The 14,979-nt window shown below is 62.2% G+C and carries 16 protein-coding genes; 5 read left to right on the forward strand and 11 right to left on the reverse strand.

Annotated features, from left to right (window positions below; genetic code table 11):
- Positions 1-94: 94 nt before the first annotated feature.
- Complete coding sequence (gene recA, locus NKJ76_RS04705; protein WP_023669117.1) at positions 95-1,198, reverse strand: recombinase RecA; 1,104 nt, start codon at positions 1,196-1,198, stop codon at positions 95-97.
- Between the two features lie 282 nt (positions 1,199-1,480).
- On the opposite strand from recA, the gene NKJ76_RS04710 reads away from it, so the two are divergent.
- A complete protein-coding gene (locus NKJ76_RS04710; protein WP_023724210.1) occupies positions 1,481-2,425 on the forward strand; it encodes a carbohydrate kinase family protein in 945 nt (314 codons plus the stop codon).
- A gap of 70 nt (positions 2,426-2,495) precedes the next feature.
- Entirely contained in the window at positions 2,496-3,413 is a 918-nt protein-coding gene (locus NKJ76_RS04715) for a pseudouridine-5'-phosphate glycosidase (protein WP_352536872.1), read from the forward strand.
- Positions 3,414-3,716: 303 nt separating this feature from the next.
- On the opposite strand, the gene NKJ76_RS32375 is transcribed toward NKJ76_RS04715, so the two are convergent.
- The gene (locus NKJ76_RS32375) at positions 3,717-3,947 is read right to left on the reverse strand and encodes a GNAT family N-acetyltransferase (protein ID WP_502902272.1); all 231 of its coding nucleotides are present in this window, start codon (positions 3,945-3,947) and stop codon (positions 3,717-3,719) included.
- A gap of 20 nt (positions 3,948-3,967) precedes the next feature.
- On the reverse strand, positions 3,968-4,291 hold the full coding sequence (locus NKJ76_RS04725; protein ID WP_023724213.1) for a TfoX/Sxy family protein: 324 nt from the start codon (positions 4,289-4,291) through the stop codon (positions 3,968-3,970).
- Between the two features lie 83 nt (positions 4,292-4,374).
- On the opposite strand from NKJ76_RS04725, the gene NKJ76_RS04730 reads away from it, so the two are divergent.
- Positions 4,375-4,872 carry a GFA family protein gene (locus tag NKJ76_RS04730; RefSeq protein ID WP_352536873.1) on the forward strand — a complete coding sequence of 166 codons (498 nt, stop codon included), beginning with the start codon at positions 4,375-4,377 and terminating at the stop codon, positions 4,870-4,872.
- 149 nt (positions 4,873-5,021) lie between these two features.
- Here the strand turns inward: NKJ76_RS04730 and sufA are convergent, their stop codons facing one another.
- The 7 genes from sufA to NKJ76_RS04765 form a co-directional block, all read right to left on the reverse strand.
- A complete protein-coding gene (sufA, locus tag NKJ76_RS04735; RefSeq protein ID WP_013532156.1) occupies positions 5,022-5,402 on the reverse strand; it encodes a Fe-S cluster assembly scaffold SufA in 381 nt (126 codons plus the stop codon).
- Between the two features lie 105 nt (positions 5,403-5,507).
- Positions 5,508-5,894: an SUF system Fe-S cluster assembly protein gene (locus NKJ76_RS04740; RefSeq protein WP_023709315.1), complete on the reverse strand. Its 387-nt coding sequence runs from the start codon at positions 5,892-5,894 to the stop codon at positions 5,508-5,510.
- A 21-nt stretch (positions 5,895-5,915) separates the two neighbouring features.
- On the reverse strand, positions 5,916-7,157 hold the full coding sequence (locus tag NKJ76_RS04745) for a cysteine desulfurase (protein ID WP_023734521.1): 1,242 nt from the start codon (positions 7,155-7,157) through the stop codon (positions 5,916-5,918).
- 132 nt (positions 7,158-7,289) lie between these two features.
- Positions 7,290-8,558 (reverse strand): Fe-S cluster assembly protein SufD, encoded by a 1,269-nt coding sequence (gene sufD, locus NKJ76_RS04750; RefSeq protein ID WP_352536874.1) that lies wholly within the window; start codon positions 8,556-8,558, stop codon positions 7,290-7,292.
- Between the two features lie 40 nt (positions 8,559-8,598).
- Positions 8,599-9,354 (reverse strand): Fe-S cluster assembly ATPase SufC, encoded by a 756-nt coding sequence (gene sufC / locus NKJ76_RS04755; protein WP_352511288.1) that lies wholly within the window; start codon positions 9,352-9,354, stop codon positions 8,599-8,601.
- A 29-nt stretch (positions 9,355-9,383) separates the two neighbouring features.
- Positions 9,384-10,901 carry a Fe-S cluster assembly protein SufB gene (sufB, locus tag NKJ76_RS04760; RefSeq protein ID WP_023706434.1) on the reverse strand — a complete coding sequence of 506 codons (1,518 nt, stop codon included), beginning with the start codon at positions 10,899-10,901 and terminating at the stop codon, positions 9,384-9,386.
- Between the two features lie 187 nt (positions 10,902-11,088).
- Positions 11,089-12,252, reverse strand: coding sequence for a cysteine desulfurase family protein (locus tag NKJ76_RS04765; RefSeq protein WP_352536875.1), 1,164 nt, complete (start codon positions 12,250-12,252; stop codon positions 11,089-11,091).
- Between the two features lie 255 nt (positions 12,253-12,507).
- Here NKJ76_RS04765 and NKJ76_RS04770 point away from each other — a divergent pair, with 255 nt between their 5' ends.
- Positions 12,508-13,182, forward strand: coding sequence for an alpha/beta hydrolase (locus tag NKJ76_RS04770; RefSeq protein ID WP_023669128.1), 675 nt, complete (start codon positions 12,508-12,510; stop codon positions 13,180-13,182).
- Positions 13,183-13,395: 213 nt separating this feature from the next.
- Complete coding sequence (locus NKJ76_RS04775) at positions 13,396-14,043, forward strand: FMN-binding negative transcriptional regulator (RefSeq protein WP_352536876.1); 648 nt, start codon at positions 13,396-13,398, stop codon at positions 14,041-14,043.
- 43 nt (positions 14,044-14,086) lie between these two features.
- Here NKJ76_RS04775 and NKJ76_RS04780 read toward each other — a convergent pair whose 3' ends face one another.
- Entirely contained in the window at positions 14,087-14,938 is an 852-nt protein-coding gene (locus NKJ76_RS04780; protein WP_352536995.1) for a phosphatase PAP2 family protein, read from the reverse strand.
- Positions 14,939-14,979: the final 41 nt, after the last annotated feature.

Below are 14,979 nucleotides of genomic sequence, written 5' to 3' on the forward strand. Positions count from 1 at the left end.
CGCGAAGGCCGGCGGTTTGAAACGCAATACTAAAGAACTCGGTTACTTAAGCATCGGATAATAGACTGGATTATGGCCGAACTCTGGCCGTGCCCTACATGGCGCCGGATTCTTCCTCGAAGCCGTCGTCGCTTTCGCCGCGCTCGGGGCCGCCATTTTCAAGAAATTTCTCGGCGATCAGCCCGGCATTCTGCCGCAGCGCAAGTTCGATCTCACGCGCCGTGTCGGGATTGTCGCGCAGGAACAGTTTGGCGTTTTCGCGACCTTGGCCGAGACGCTGCGAATTGTAGGAGAACCAGGCACCGGACTTCTCGACCACGCCGGCCTTGACGCCGAGGTCCACCAATTCGCCGGTCTTGGACACGCCTTCGCCATACATGATGTCGAACTCGACCACCTTGAAGGGCGGCGCCAGCTTGTTCTTGACCACCTTGACGCGGGTCTGGTTGCCGACGACCTCGTCGCGGTCCTTGACCGAGCCGATGCGGCGGATGTCGAGGCGCACCGAAGCGTAGAATTTCAGCGCGTTGCCGCCGGTCGTGGTTTCCGGCGAACCGAACATGACGCCGATCTTCATGCGAATCTGGTTGATGAAGATGACCATGGTGTTGGAGCGCGAGATCGAGGCGGTCAGCTTGCGCAGCGCCTGGCTCATCAGACGAGCCTGGAGACCGGGCAGCGAATCGCCCATCTCGCCTTCGATTTCGGCGCGCGGCGTCAGTGCCGCCACCGAATCGACGACCAGCACGTCGATGGCGCCGGAACGCACCAGCGTGTCGCAGATTTCCAGTGCCTGCTCGCCGGTGTCCGGCTGCGAGATCAAGAGGTTTTCCAGATCGACGCCGAGCTTGCGGGCATAGACCGGATCGAGTGCGTGCTCGGCATCGACGAAGGCGCAGATACCGCCTTTCTTCTGGGCTTCGGCAACTGTGTGCAGCGCCAGTGTCGTCTTGCCCGAGCTTTCCGGCCCGTAGATCTCGACAATGCGGCCGCGCGGCAGGCCGCCGACGCCAAGCGCGATGTCGAGGCCCAGCGATCCGGTCGGCACGGTTTCGATCTCGACGACCTGCTCATTGGCGCCAAGCCGCATGATCGAGCCCTTGCCGAAGGCGCGCTCGATTTGCGACAGCGCCGCGTCCAGAGCCTTTGATTTGTCCACCGCTTTGTCCTCTACAAGCCGCAAAGAATTCTGAGCCATGATACATCACCCCTTGGTCGTCAATGAAGGCCGGACAATCCGTAATCCCTGCCCATTTTGTACTACTTTTGTTCTCGTTTGGCAAGAGGAATCAAATATGTGAAAAGCAATCTTTATCCGGATTTGTTCTTTTTTTGTCTCATGGTTTCGTTTCCGGATGTATCCACCATTGGGCCAGACGCGCCGGCTGTTTCGATCGGCCGAATCGCCGGCTTTCCTGCGAAGCTCCGCCCCACAGCGCAGCGCTTGTGCGGCTCGAATAACAAAGGTCATATCGCCGGCATGGTGAAATCAGCAAAGATACTGGCGGTGGGCGGCGCCCATATCGATCGCCGCGGCCAGGTGTCGGGCACGTACGTGCCCGCGGCGTCCAACCCCGGCACGATGCGCGAGGATGTCGGCGGCGGCGTCTTCAACGCGCTGCGCAGCCTGGTGCGGCGCGGCGTCTCGGCCTCGCTTTTGTCGGTGCGCGGCGGCGATGCCTCGGCCGAGACGGTTGCGCGCGCCATCGCCGACTCCGGCATTGCCGACCTGTCGGCGGTTTTCCTCGACCGCACGACGCCGAGCTACACGGCGCTGATCGATCGCGACGGCGAGCTGATCACCGGCTTTGCCGATATGGCGCTCTACGATTTGGCGTTCCCCAAGCAGATCCGCCGCTCCAAGGTGCGCGAGGTGGTCGCCGAGGCCGATGCGGTGCTCTGCGACGCCAATCTGCCATCAACGGCGCTGGAGCGGCTGGTGGGGCTCGCCGCCGGCAAGCCGGTGTTCGCCATTGCCATTTCGCCGGCCAAGGTGGTGCGGCTGATACCGGTGCTGAAGGAGCTCGCGCAGGTCTTCATGAACCGGCGCGAGGCCATGGTGCTGGCCGGCGTCGATGCCAATGCCACCGAGCGCGAGACCATCGACGGACTGCGCTGCAGCGGCCTCACCAGTGGCGTGGTGACGGCGGGCGACGGCCCGGTGCTGGGATTCGACGAAGCCGGCGCCTTCTCTATCCTGCCGCCGGCGCCGAGAAAAGTCGCCGACGTCACCGGCGCCGGCGACGCGCTGGCCGGCGCCACCATCGCTGCCCTGCTGCGCGGCCTGGCATTGCGCCAAGCCCTCCGCGAAGGCGTTGCCGCGGCGACGCTCGCCATCGAAAGTTCGGATGCCGTGCCGGCCTTCACCGCCGCGACCTTCACCGAGGCCCTGGCTCTTGTGCCCGACGCGCAGGAAATGGCATGAGGGCGGCCAATTGCCATTGCCGGAGCGCGACGTCCAAGCGGACGCGCGGATCTCCGGATCGGAGACCATCATGACACCGCAAAGCGCCCGCCCCTTCATCGACCTCCACGCGCCCGTGGCCGAGGCGCTCGCCGCTGGCCGCCCCGTCGTGGCGCTGGAAAGCACCATCATCACCCATGGCATGCCTTACCCCGACAATGGCGCCATGGCCGCCAATGTCGAAAAGATAATCCTGGACAATGGCGCGGTGCCAGCGACGATCGCCGTGGTCGCCGGCCGCGTCAAGATCGGACTGTCCGACGGCGAGCGCGAGTCGCTGGCCATGACCGGCAATGCCATGAAGCTGTCGCGCGCCGACCTCGGCTTTGCGGTGGCGCAAGGCCGCACCGGCGGCACCACGGTCGCCGCCACCATGATCGCCGCTGACATGGTCGGGATAAAGGTGTTCGCCACCGGCGGCATTGGCGGCGTCCACAAGGGCGCGGAAAAGAGCTTCGACATCTCGGCCGATCTCGACGAGTTGGCGCGCACGCCGGTCATCGTCGTCTCGGCCGGCGCCAAGGCGATCCTCGACATCGAAAAGACGCTTGAAGTGCTGGAGACGCGCGGCGTGCCGGTGATTGGCCATGGCTGCGAGACGATGCCGGCCTTCTGGTCGCGGCATTCGCCGTTCCGCGCGCCGCTGACCCTGCACAGACCGGAAGAGATCGCGCATTTCTACAAGACCAGGGCGGCACTTGGCCTGGTCGGCGGCATGCTGATCGCCAACCCGGTGCCGCAGGACGATGAAATTCCGGCCGACGAGATGGCAGGCTACATTGAGGCCGCGCAGAAGGCGGCCGAGGCGCAGATTGTGACCGGTAAGGCGGTGACGCCGTTCCTGTTGGGCAAAATCCTCGAACTGACCGGCGGCCGGAGCTTGAAGACCAACATCGCGCTGGTCGAGAACAATGCGCGGTTGGCGGCGAGGATTGCGAAGGCGCTGTAGGGTCAAAACCAATCGCCTCGGCTTTGAATCTGTCCTACCGTCGAATGCAGGGCTGAATTTCAGCTGCCCGGTCGCGGGCTCGCTCTGGAAGGGGAGTGATTGCACATATTGCGCGGGCAGTTCTTGATAGCTCAAATTGCCGTCGCTTCTGAAGCCGAAGCGCCCGTAATAGGCTGGATCACCGATCAACACGCAGCCTTTTGCTCCGTTCACCTTGAGGATCGCAAGCCCCTCGTCGATCAATGCACTTCCGATGCCTTGCCGCTGCTTATCCGGCCACACAGATACCGGACCAAGCCCGTATCAACCGTCGCTTTCAACTCCAACCGTAACTGGCGAGAAAGCTACGTTCCCCACGATGTCTCCACCTCTGACGGCAACAAGCGAAACCGTCAGATCACCATCATTCCGCAACCTGGTAATGATCGGAGCCTCCGAACCATCGCTGAACGGCGTGGGTTCGAAAGCCGCGATGGTCAGGTCGTGAATGGTCTGCTTATCGTCAGGTTGCTCTGGTCTGATGAACATAGCCATGAAGAAATGCCCCAGGGTTACTACTTCCCCGCCCGCCGCCCCGCCTCATAGGCCCGGCGCGCCCACACAACCATCTCGTCGGGATCGTCAAAAGCACTGTCGGGAATGCTCCAGTACGGCATCGCGACCAGCTTGCCGTGGCGGGTGCCGGTATAGGTCCATTGCTTGCAGCCGGCGGCTTCGAAGTCGGGCGCGCTTTGCTCGTCAGCTTTGAGCAGCAATTCGCCGCGCAGCACGATAGCGACGATGACGCCGTCGAAATAGATACCCTTGCCGCCGAACAGTTTTCGGATACTGACCGGGCCGAGGCCTTCGAACAGTTCTTCGATGCGTTCATTGTCCATGCCGCAATCATGTCACCGGGCTTGCCATGGCTGCAACCAAAAACCATGCTGGCAAGTTGAGAGCCATCCGTCGGAGTTCTGTCATGCCGCTGCTGCTCAAGGGATCCTGCCGCTGCGATGCCGTCCATTTCGAGGTGGAGAGCAACACGCCGGTGCCGTTCATGCTGTGCTACTGCTCGATCTGCCGCAAGCAGCAGGGCGGCGGCGGCTTCGCCATCAATCTCGGCGCCGATTACAAGACGCTGAAAATCAAGGGCAAGCGCAATCTCGGCGTCTACCAGGCCGAGATCGCGGACGACGAGCATCCAAAGTGTGAGATTTCGACGGGCGAGCGCAATTTCTGCAAGAAGTGCGGTTCGGCGCTCTGGCTCTACGATCCGACATGGCCGGACCTGGTCCACCCCTTCGCCTCGGCAATCGACAGCGAGTTGCCGAAGCCGCCGGAGAAGGTGCATCTGATGTTGAAATACAAGGCGAGTTGGGTCGAGCCGATGATCGGCAAAAAGGACAAGGTCTTCGACGTCTATCCGGAGGAATCGATCGCCGACTGGCACAAGCGGACGAAGATGTGGGTGAAGTAAGCAGGGAGGCGCGGAGCGCGACTTCCGATGGTCAGCGCTGCCCCTCATCCGGCCCTTCGGGCCGTTCGTCATTCGAAAAGCCAAGCAATTGGCTTTTCGCCCGCTGCGCGGACCATTCCTCACCTCCCCGTGAACGGGGAGAAGGAAGATCAGGCCGAAGCGCGCGCCTCAGCCAGCGCCTTCAGGTCGGCGGGCTTCAGTTCGACGGATTCGCCGCAGCCGCAGGCCGAACTCTGGTTCGGGTTGTGGAAGGTGAAGCCGGTGCGCAGCGTGGTCTGCTCGAAATCCATCTCGGTGCCGAACAGGAAAAGGGCAGCCTCGGGCGCGACATAGACATGCGCGCCGTCGCGTTCGATATGGTCGTCCTTGGTGTTGGGCTCGGTCACCAGGTCGACCGTGTATTCCATGCCGGCGCAGCCGCCCTTCTTGATGCCGAGGCGAATGCCATGCGCATTGTCGCGCGTGGCGACGATCTCGCGCACCCGGTCGGCTGCCTTTTCGGTCATCGTGATGACGGCGAAGCGTCCCATTCTTTTTCCTCTTCCATTCCATGCAGGTTCAAGGCCTGCCGAATGATTCCTCACCTAAAATGGTGAAGTTTTACCACTGGTGCAAGTGCACCAACCTCAGTCAACCTAGTACCAGCCCACCGCCACCTGCGCCTCTTCCGACATGCGATCGGGCGACCAGGGCGGGTCGAAGGTCATGTTGACCTCGACGCCGGAGACGCCTTCGACGGCGCCGACGGCGTTTTCCACCCAGCCGGGCATTTCGCCGGCCACCGGACAGCCGGGCGCGGTCAGCGTCATGTCGATCTTGACCGCGCGGTTGTCCTCGATGTCGATCTTGTAGATGAGGCCGAGCTCATAGATGTCGGCCGGTATTTCCGGGTCATACACCGTCTTCAGCGCCGAGACGATGTCGTCGGTCAGCCGCGCCAGTTCGTCGGCGGGAATGGCCGAGGCGGAAACCAGCGGATTGATGGCTGCTTCCGGCGCGGTGGTGTGGCTCGCATCATCCATGGTCGTCATCCAAAGAACCTGTCACCCGAAGAACTTGCGCGCTTTTTCCAGCGCATCGGCCAAAGCGTCGACTTCGGCCCTGGTATTATACATGCCGAACGATGCCCTGCATGTGGAGGTTACGCCAAAGCGTTTCAACAGCGGCTGGGCGCAATGGGTGCCCGCGCGGACGGCAACACCTTGCCTGTCTATCACCATCGACACGTCATGGGCATGAATGCCCTGCAACTCAAAGGAAATGATGGCGCCCTTGTCCGGCGCGTCGCCGAAGATGCGCAGCGAGTTGATGGCGCGCAGCCGCTCGTGCGCGTAGGTCTTGAGGTCGGCCTCGTGCGCGGCGATGCGCTCGCGGCCGATCTTTTCCATGTATTCCAATGCTGCACCCAGCCCGATCGCCTGCACGATCGGCGGCGTGCCGGCCTCGAAGCGGTGCGGCGGCTCGTTGTAGGAGACGACGTCTTCCGTCACTTCCTCGATCATCTCGCCTCCGCCCATGAAGGGGCGCATGGCCGAGAGAATATCCTTCTTGCCGTAAAGCACGCCGATGCCGGACGGCCCGTAAACCTTGTGGCCGGTGAAGACGAAGAAGTCGCAATCCAGATCCTGCACGTCGATCGGCATGTGCACGGCGCTCTGGCTGCCGTCGACAAGTACGGGAATTCCACGCGAATGCGCGATGCGCACGATCTCCTTGATCGGGGTTACCGTGCCCAGCGCGTTCGACATATGCGTGATGGCGACGAGCTTGGTCTTGTCGGTCAGCCGCTTTTCGAATTCCTCGATGTGGAAGATGCCGAGATCGTCGACCGGCACCCAGACCAGCTTGGCGCCCTGCCGCTCCCGGATGAAATGCCACGGCACGATGTTGGAGTGGTGCTCCATGATCGACAGCACGATCTCGTCGCCCGCGCCGATATTGGGCATGCCATAGCCGTAAGCCACGGTGTTGATCGCCGCGGTCGTGTTCGAGGTGAAGACGATGTTGTCGGTGCTTGGCGCATTGAGGAAACGGCGCACCGTCTCGCGTGCCTTCTCATAAGCGTCGGTTGCGGCATTCGACAGGAAATGCAGGCCGCGATGCACGTTGGCGTATTCCTGGGAATAGGCGTGCTGGATCGTATCCAGCACCACCTGCGGCTTCTGCGCCGAGGCGCCATTGTCGAGATAGACCAGCGGTTTGCCGTAGACTTCGCGCGACAGGATCGGGAAGTCGCGGCGGATCGCCTCGACGTCGTATGGGGTTGTTTCGATCTTCTGGTCCATTACAAGCTCTCTTGAGGCACCGCCTCACTTCGTCACGCACCCCTCACCCGACCGAGCTTCGCTCGGCCACCGCCCGGGGCGTGTCACTTGCCTCGCCCGTCCTTCGGACCCACAAGGGGAGAAGGGGAGGCGCTACCCATGCGCCACGAACCAGTCGTCCAGCCTTGTTTCCAGGGCCTCGACGATGGTTTCGTCGTCCAGTTCCTCGATCACTTCGGCGACGAACGCCTTGACCAGCAGGCCACGGGCGCTCTTCTCGTCGATGCCGCGAGCCATCAGGTAGAACAGATGGTTGTGGTCGATCTCGGTAACGGTCGCGCCGTGGCCGCAGATGACGTCGTCGGCGAAGATTTCCAGCTCCGGCTTGGTCGAGAACTCGCCATCATCCGACAAAAGCAGCGTGTTGCAGGCCATCTTGGCGTTGGTCTTCTGCGCGTATTGGTGGACGTTGATGCGGCCCTGGAAGACGCCGCGCGCCTTGCCGGTCACGACATTGCGGATCACTTCCGTCGATGTCGTATGCGGCACGGCATGGTCGAGCACCATGGTCACGTCGGTGTGGGTGTCGCCGGCCAGAAGGTTGATGCCGCGCAATTTGAAGTCGGCGCCTTCGCCCGTGGTCTTCACCACGATCTCCTGGCGCACAAGCTTGCCGCCGGCATTCATGAAAAACAGCGTCAGCTTCGAATTCTTGCCGAGATGCGCCTTGAACTGCGCCAGATGGGTGGCCGTCTCCGGCTGTTCCTGGATGATCAGCCAGGTCACCTCGGCGCCTTCGTCGAGCACCAGCTGGCTGACGGAGCTGGCCAGAGCCGCGCCCTCGCCCGCCTGACGCTCGACGATCGCAGCCTTGGCGCCGGCGCCGACACGCACGGGAAAGCGCACATGGGTCTGTCCGCCGGCTTGCACGTTCTGCAATTCGATCGGCTTTTCCAGTGCTGCGCCATCGGCGATGTCGACGAAATAGCCGTCGGCGACGAAAGCAGTGTTCAGCGCGCCGATGGCGTCATCGCTGCCATAGGGGTCGAGGCCGGGCGCAATCGAGCCATCGGTCAGCTTTTCCGACAGGCGCTGGACGGTCACGCCTTCGATGGCAGGGAATTTCGCACTCGAGACGCCGTTCAGAACTGCCAGCACGGCGGAACCTTCGACGATGGGAGCCAGCCCCTTGGCGGCGGCCGTCGGATCGAACGCCGGCACCGCGGTCAACAGCCGGCGCAGGTCAGTGTAATGCCAGGATTCGATGCGCCGCGTCGGCAGGCCGTGCTTGATCGCCTCGATGGCGTCGTCGCGCTTCAGCATCACCGCACCGTCGCCCGGCAGCAGCGACAGCCGCTCGCCGAAAGCGTCGATCAGCGCCGTTTCGGCCTGGGTGCGCTGGGGTGTCGAATGCATGTTCATAAGCTTGGCCCTGTCTTTTGGTACAAAATGACCTGGCATCTCACGCGGCTTCGCCGATCACGCCGGCATAGCCATTGGCTTCGAGATCGAGCGCCAGCGACTTGTCGCCGGACTTGATCACCTGGCCCTTGTAAAGCACATGCACGCTATCCGGCACGAGGTGCTCGAGCAGGCGCTGGTAGTGGGTGATGACGATGATGGCACGGTCGGGCGAACGCAGCGCGTTGACGCCGTCCGAGACGATCTTCAGCGCATCGATGTCTAGGCCTGAATCGGTCTCGTCGAGCACGCAGAGCTTTGGCTCCAGCAGCTTCATCTGCAGGATCTCGGCCCGCTTCTTCTCGCCGCCGGAAAAGCCGACATTGAGCGGCCGCTTCAGCATCGCCATGTCCATGTTGAGCGAGGCTGCCGCCTCTTTCACCCGCTTCAAAAATTCCGGAATTTTTAGCGGCTCCTCGCCGCGCGCCTTGCGCTGCTCGTTCATCGCCACCTTCAGGAATTCCATGGTCGCGACGCCAGGTATCTCCATCGGATACTGGAAGGCGAGGAAGATGCCCGCGGTGGCGCGCTCGGCCGGATCCATTTCGAGGATCGACTGGCCGTTATAGAGGATGTCGCCTTCGGTGACCTCATAGTCCTCGCGGCCGGCGAGGATGTAGGACAGCGTCGATTTGCCCGAGCCGTTCGGGCCCATGATGGCGGCGACCTCGCCGTTTTTCACCGTCAGGTTCAGGCCGCGGATGATCTCGGTGCCGTCATCGACGATGCGGGCATGCAGATTCTTGATCTCAAGCATTTTTTCTTTCCTGGATATATATTGTCCGGTCAGCCGACCGAGCCCTCGAGGCTGATGCCGATAAGCTTCTGCGCTTCGACCGCGAACTCCATCGGCAGCTGCTGGATAACATCCTTGACGAAGCCGTTGACGATCAGCGCGATCGCCTCTTCCTCGGGAATGCCGCGCTGCATGACGTAGAATTTCTGGTCCTCGGAAATCTTCGACGTCGTCGCCTCATGCTCGAACTGCGCCGTCGAATTCTTGGCTTCCATGTAGGGCACGGTGTGCGCGCCGCACTGGTCGCCGATCAGGAGACTATCGCAATTGGTGAAGTTGCGGGCGTTGGTCGCCTTGCGGTGCGCCGAGACCTGGCCGCGATAGGTGTTCTGCGAGAAGCCGGCGGCGATGCCCTTGGAGATGATGCGGCTCGACGTGTTCTTGCCGAGATGGATCATCTTGGTGCCGCTATCGACCTGCTGGTAGCCGTTCGACACGGCGATCGAATAGAACTCGCCGGAGGAATCGTCGCCGCGCAGGATGCAGCTGGGATATTTCCAGGTGATCGCCGAACCGGTCTCGACCTGCGTCCACGAGATCTTCGAACGGTGGCCGCGGCAGTCGCCGCGCTTGGTGACGAAATTGTAGATGCCGCCCTTGCCCTCGGCATCGCCGGGATACCAGTTCTGCACCGTCGAATATTTGATCTCGGCATCGTCGAGCGCCACCAGTTCGACGACGGCGGCATGCAGCTGGTTCTCGTCGCGCTGCGGCGCCGTGCAGCCTTCGAGATAGGAGACGTAAGCCCCCTCCTCGGCGATGATCAGCGTACGCTCGAACTGGCCGGTGTTCTTCTCGTTCATGCGGAAATAGGTCGACAGCTCCATCGGGCAGCGCACGCCCTTGGGCACGAAGACGAACGAGCCGTCGGTGAAGACAGCCGAATTCAGCGTGGCGTAGAAATTGTCGGAGGTCGGCACGACCGAGCCGAGATATTTCTGGACCAGCTCCGGATGCTCGCGGATGGCCTCCGAGATCGAGCAGAAGATGACGCCGGCCTGCGCCAGCTCCTTCTTGAAGGTGGTGACGACGGAAACGGAATCGAACACCGCGTCGACCGCGACACGGCCCGATTTGTAGACATTGTCGCTGGGCTCCTCGAGATCGGAGACGTCGGTCTTCTGCACGCCAGCGAGGATTTCTTGTTCCCGCAGCGGAATGCCGAGCTTCTCGTAGACCTTCAACAGCTCGGGATCGACGTCGCTCAGCGAGGTCGGGCCGGGCGTGCTCTTGGGCGCCGCGTAGTAATAGAGGTCCTGAAAGTCGATCTTCGGATAATGGACGCGCGCCCAGGTCGGCTCTTCCAGCGTCAGCCAGCGCCGATAGGCTTCCAGACGCCATTCCAGCATCCAGGACGGTTCATCCTTCTTGGCAGAGATGAAGCGAATAATGTCTTCGCTCAGGCCCTTGGGGGCCTTGTCCATCGCGATCTCTGTCTGGAATCCGTATTTGTACTGGTCGACGTCGATCTTTCGGACCCGATCGATCGTGTCCTGCACAGCAGGCATAAGCGTTCTCCATCCACGCCGGGGTCAAGGCCCGACAGTTTTCAAACTATGGCATCGCCGAGGGCTGCCCATGAGGCGCCGAGGGCGGCGTAAGTTTCATATAGTGCGTCTCGGCCGGGAATTCACCCGGCCACTTGCAAACGCACGGCTCTACCAGGCCGCGAGGCCTGAATTCTTTGTCGCCGCCTCAGGCGGCTTGTTCCCTGCCCGCCCGGCGCTGGGCAATACCGGCCAGCGCAGCACGGAACAGTTCGATATCCCCGGCACTCGTTGCGTGGCCGATGGACACGCGCAAAGCGCCCAGGCTGTCGCCATAACCCATGGCTTTCAGCACATGGCTCGGCCCGACCTTGCCCGACGAACAGGCCGATCCCGCCGACAGCGCAACGCCAGCCAGATCGAACGCGATCTGCGCCGTTTCGGCCTTGACGCCGGGAATAGCGAAGAATGTCGTGTTGGCAAGCCTTGGCGCGCCGGATCCGAAGATTTCTGCGTCCGGCACCAGTGTTTTGATGATGGTTTCGACCTCGTCGCGCCGGTGCGCGAGCGCATCGACATGGTTCAGTCCAGCCAAAGCCAGCCGGGCGGCAGCGCCAAAGCCGGCGATGGCCGCCAGGTTTTCGGTGCCGCCGCGATGGCCCTTTTCCTGGCCGCCGCCATTGATCAGCGGCTTCGGCATCATCAGATCGGCTGCCGCAACGATGGCGCCGACGCCCTTGGGGCCGCCGATCTTGTGCGAAGACAGAATCAGATAGTCGGCGTAAGGCTCTGACATATCGATGGAAAAGCGGCCCGCAGCCTGCACGGCATCGATCACCAGAATGCCGCCCGCCGCCTTGACGATTGCAGCGATTGCCTCGATCGGCTGGATAACGCCGGTCTCGTTGTTGGCGGCATGGATCGCGACCAACGGCAGGCCTTCGGCCTTGTCATGCGCGGCCAGAGCGGCTGTCAGCTGAGCGAGGTCGGCAATGCCATCGGCGTCGACGCCGATCCGCGAAACCTGTGTTGCCGGGAAGCGGCCGCCGTTCAACAGGCAAGGGTGGTCGGCCTCGCACACATAGAGCCGGCTCATGCGCACCGTGCCACGGCCCATCCGCCAATCCGGCGTCAGCAGCGTCGATGCGGCTTCCGTCGCGCCCGAGGTGAAGACGACATGCTCGGCCTTGGCGCCGACAAGTGCTGCCACATCGCGCCGGGCAGTGTCGATCAGGCGCCGCGCCGCGCGCCCCTCGGCATGCACCGACGACGGATTGGCGACGAGATCGAGCGCGGCAATCATCGCCTCGCGCGCCTCGGCAATGAGCGGCGCGCTGGCATTGTAGTCGAGATAGGCGCGTGCTGCGGCCATTTTCACCCAATCGATCCCGTCAAGACCCTTTCCGCAAGGATAGCGCGTTATTTCCTTGAAATTGCAAGGCAAGACGTCCTATTTACGCGGCTTGCGGCGAGGATGGCCGGGCCGTCACGGCTGGCTATCCAGTTTTGAACAATTCTAAACTAGCTTCTAAGAAGACGCTTGCCCTGCGTCAAGGCCCGGAAGGGCTGGGGCTGGAGTAAGAATTGTTCCGGGCGCCGCGCATTCGTATGCCATTTGGAGTATTTCATGCCTGAGGTCATTTTCACCGGTCCGGCCGGCCGCCTGGAGGGCCGCTACCAGCCTTCCAAGGAGAAGAGCGCGCCGATTGCCATCGTGTTGCATCCGCATCCGCAATTCGGCGGCACGATGAACAACAAGATCGTCTATGACCTCTTCTACATGTTCCAGAAGCGCGATTTCACCACGCTTCGCTTCAACTTCCGCGGCATCGGCCGCAGCCAGGGCGAATTCGACCACGGCACCGGCGAATTGTCGGATGCCGCCGCAGCGCTCGACTGGGTGCAGTCGCTGCATCCGGATTCCAAGAGCTGCTGGGTGGCCGGTTATTCCTTCGGCTCCTGGATCGGCATGCAGCTTCTGATGCGCCGGCCCGAGATCGAGGGCTTCATCTCGATCGCGCCGCAGCCCAACACCTATGATTTCTCGTTCCTGGCGCCCTGCCCGTCATCGGGTCTGATCATCCATGGCGATGCCGACAAGGTGGCGCCGCCCAAGGATGTGCAGGGCTTGGTCGACAAGCTGCACACGCAAAAGGGCATCACCATCACGCAGAAGACCTTGCCAGGCGCCAACCACTTCTTCGCCAACGACGCCGATCTGCTGCTCGAGGAATGCGCCGACTATCTCGACCGACGGCTGGCCGGCGAATTGTCCGATCCGCGGCCGAAGCGGCTGCGCTAAGAGCAATTCCAGGAAAAGTGTAAACGGGTTTTCCGTCCGGAATTGCGCCAAAACAAAAACTCCCGGTCCGATGCCGTGCACAGTCGTGCCCATCATGGGCGCGACAATGCCATTTCGGCTGATCCAAACGGTGAAGCCAGCCTGACATGTGGCGCGGCTCGGCTGAACGGTGCACAATGCCGGTTCAGCCAGCGCAAGAAGGCATGACCGATCATGTACCAGCCTCCCCATTTCCAGGAAACGCGGCCGGACGTCCTGCACGGGCTGATCCGGACGCATCCGCTGGGGTTGCTGATCTCCAACGGCGCCGATGGCCCGGTCGCCAATGCCATTCCCTTCCTGCTTGATGCAGAGGTTGGGCCGAATGGCCGGCTGCGCGCCCATCTGGCCAGGGCCAACCCGCAATGGCGTCAGCTGGCCGACAATCCGACATCGCCGGTGCTGGTCGTCTTCCAGGGCGCCGACGCCTATGTGACGCCGTCCTGGTACGAGACCAAGCGCGAGACCGGCAAGGTCGTGCCGACCTGGAACTACGCCATTGTCCAGGTGCGAGGAACGGTAAGAGTGATCGAGGATTCCGCCTGGATCGCACAGCAGATCACCGAGTTGACGCTGTCGCAGGAAAACGCCCGCGAGGCACCCTGGGCGGTGACCGATGCGCCGCCGACCTTCATCCAGTCGCAGATCAAGGGCATCATCGGGCTGGAGATCGAGATCGCCGAAATCAGCGGCAAGTGGAAAGTCAGCCAGAACCGGCCTGTCGCCGACCGCGTCGGTGTCGCCGAAGGGCTGGAGAAGGACGCCGCCGGCGCGCCTGACATGGCTCGGTTGGTGCGGAGCTGGGGTGGCATCGACAGCTAGCTGGGGTGGTCTTAGTCTAGATGGTTCCAAAGGCGTCAGCAATTCAGTTGCTTGCCGGCGCTGCTCCAATGCGGAAATTCGTCTGTCTCGGCGCATCGTTTTGGTTTGGTTTGCGAGCCCGACGGAATAGGCGGAACGTAGTTTTTGCCACCGGCAACCCCGACGCCGTGTAGCGGAAGATACATCCCAGCCGGCCAAGCACCATCGCACAGACGATGGCAACAGCACAGCCAAGGCCGAATCCGGCGACAGTGTCGCTCGGATAGTGCGCGCCGATACAGATTCGGGTCGATGCGACCGACAAGGTTGCAGCCAGCAACACCCATCTGCGCCGGGGCAACAACAGTAGCGCAATGCCGAAAATGACACCCATGGTCGTGGCATGGCCGGACGGGAAGCTGGCAAAGCGCGCCTCCATGGAAAAAGGATGCAGCGACAGATCGCCGAGCTTGTCGAAATTCATTGGCCTGGCTCTGCCCACGCCATATTTCAGCGCGTTGACGACCATGGCCGAGAGCCCGATCGAACCCAGCACCATGAAGGCAAAGCAGGTCCAGTTGTAGAAGGTCATCCGCGCGCGCCGGGAAAGGCTGCGCCAATCCGTCAGATTCGCGGCAATCAGCACCAGTACCGACGGGACAAGATACCAGCCGCCGAGGCCGAAGAAGGTAAAAAACTCGGCGATGCGAAAGACATTGGTCGAGCCTGAAGCCCACTGCCTCGCCATGGTCCCTGCAAGATGGTCGAAACGGAGCGACACCGCGATCGTCAGCAAAAGCCAGGCCACGACCCACACCGACCACAGGATTTTCGGGTAGCGCGCCGGGCGCGTCGCCAGGCGATGCCGTACAATCCCGAAAGTATCACGGAAATTAGCGACAGACTGCCGGAGCATGGCAGGCAAAGCGGCACGCGCCGGCTTTGGCGACTTCATCA

Source organism: Mesorhizobium sp. M0029 (assembly GCF_040323735.1).
In the GTDB taxonomy this organism is placed as follows: domain Bacteria; phylum Pseudomonadota; class Alphaproteobacteria; order Rhizobiales; family Rhizobiaceae; genus Mesorhizobium.

Excerpts from the sequence above, each read along its gene's own strand:
- NKJ76_RS32375 (WP_502902272.1), bottom strand. The coding sequence starts at position 3,947 with ATGGCTATGTTCATCAGACCAGAGCAACCTGACGATAAGCAGACCATT.
- recA (WP_023669117.1), bottom strand. The coding sequence starts at position 1,198 with ATGGCTCAGAATTCTTTGCGGCTTGTAGAGGACAAAGCGGTGGACAAA.
- NKJ76_RS04715 (WP_352536872.1), top strand. The coding sequence starts at position 2,496 with ATGACACCGCAAAGCGCCCGCCCCTTCATCGACCTCCACGCGCCCGTG.
- sufA (WP_013532156.1), bottom strand. The coding sequence starts at position 5,402 with ATGGGACGCTTCGCCGTCATCACGATGACCGAAAAGGCAGCCGACCGG.
- NKJ76_RS04765 (WP_352536875.1), bottom strand. The coding sequence starts at position 12,252 with ATGGCCGCAGCACGCGCCTATCTCGACTACAATGCCAGCGCGCCGCTC.
- sufB (WP_023706434.1), bottom strand. The coding sequence starts at position 10,901 with ATGCCTGCTGTGCAGGACACGATCGATCGGGTCCGAAAGATCGACGTC.
- NKJ76_RS04745 (WP_023734521.1), bottom strand. The coding sequence starts at position 7,157 with ATGGACCAGAAGATCGAAACAACCCCATACGACGTCGAGGCGATCCGC.
- NKJ76_RS04740 (WP_023709315.1), bottom strand. The coding sequence starts at position 5,894 with ATGGATGATGCGAGCCACACCACCGCGCCGGAAGCAGCCATCAATCCG.
- sufD (WP_352536874.1), bottom strand. The coding sequence starts at position 8,558 with ATGAACATGCATTCGACACCCCAGCGCACCCAGGCCGAAACGGCGCTG.
- NKJ76_RS04725 (WP_023724213.1), bottom strand. The coding sequence starts at position 4,291 with ATGGACAATGAACGCATCGAAGAACTGTTCGAAGGCCTCGGCCCGGTC.
- NKJ76_RS04780 (WP_352536995.1), bottom strand. The coding sequence starts at position 14,938 with ATGCTCCGGCAGTCTGTCGCTAATTTCCGTGATACTTTCGGGATTGTA.
- NKJ76_RS04770 (WP_023669128.1), top strand. The coding sequence starts at position 12,508 with ATGCCTGAGGTCATTTTCACCGGTCCGGCCGGCCGCCTGGAGGGCCGC.
- sufC (WP_352511288.1), bottom strand. The coding sequence starts at position 9,354 with ATGCTTGAGATCAAGAATCTGCATGCCCGCATCGTCGATGACGGCACC.
- NKJ76_RS04775 (WP_352536876.1), top strand. The coding sequence starts at position 13,396 with ATGTACCAGCCTCCCCATTTCCAGGAAACGCGGCCGGACGTCCTGCAC.
- NKJ76_RS04710 (WP_023724210.1), top strand. The coding sequence starts at position 1,481 with ATGGTGAAATCAGCAAAGATACTGGCGGTGGGCGGCGCCCATATCGAT.
- NKJ76_RS04730 (WP_352536873.1), top strand. The coding sequence starts at position 4,375 with ATGCCGCTGCTGCTCAAGGGATCCTGCCGCTGCGATGCCGTCCATTTC.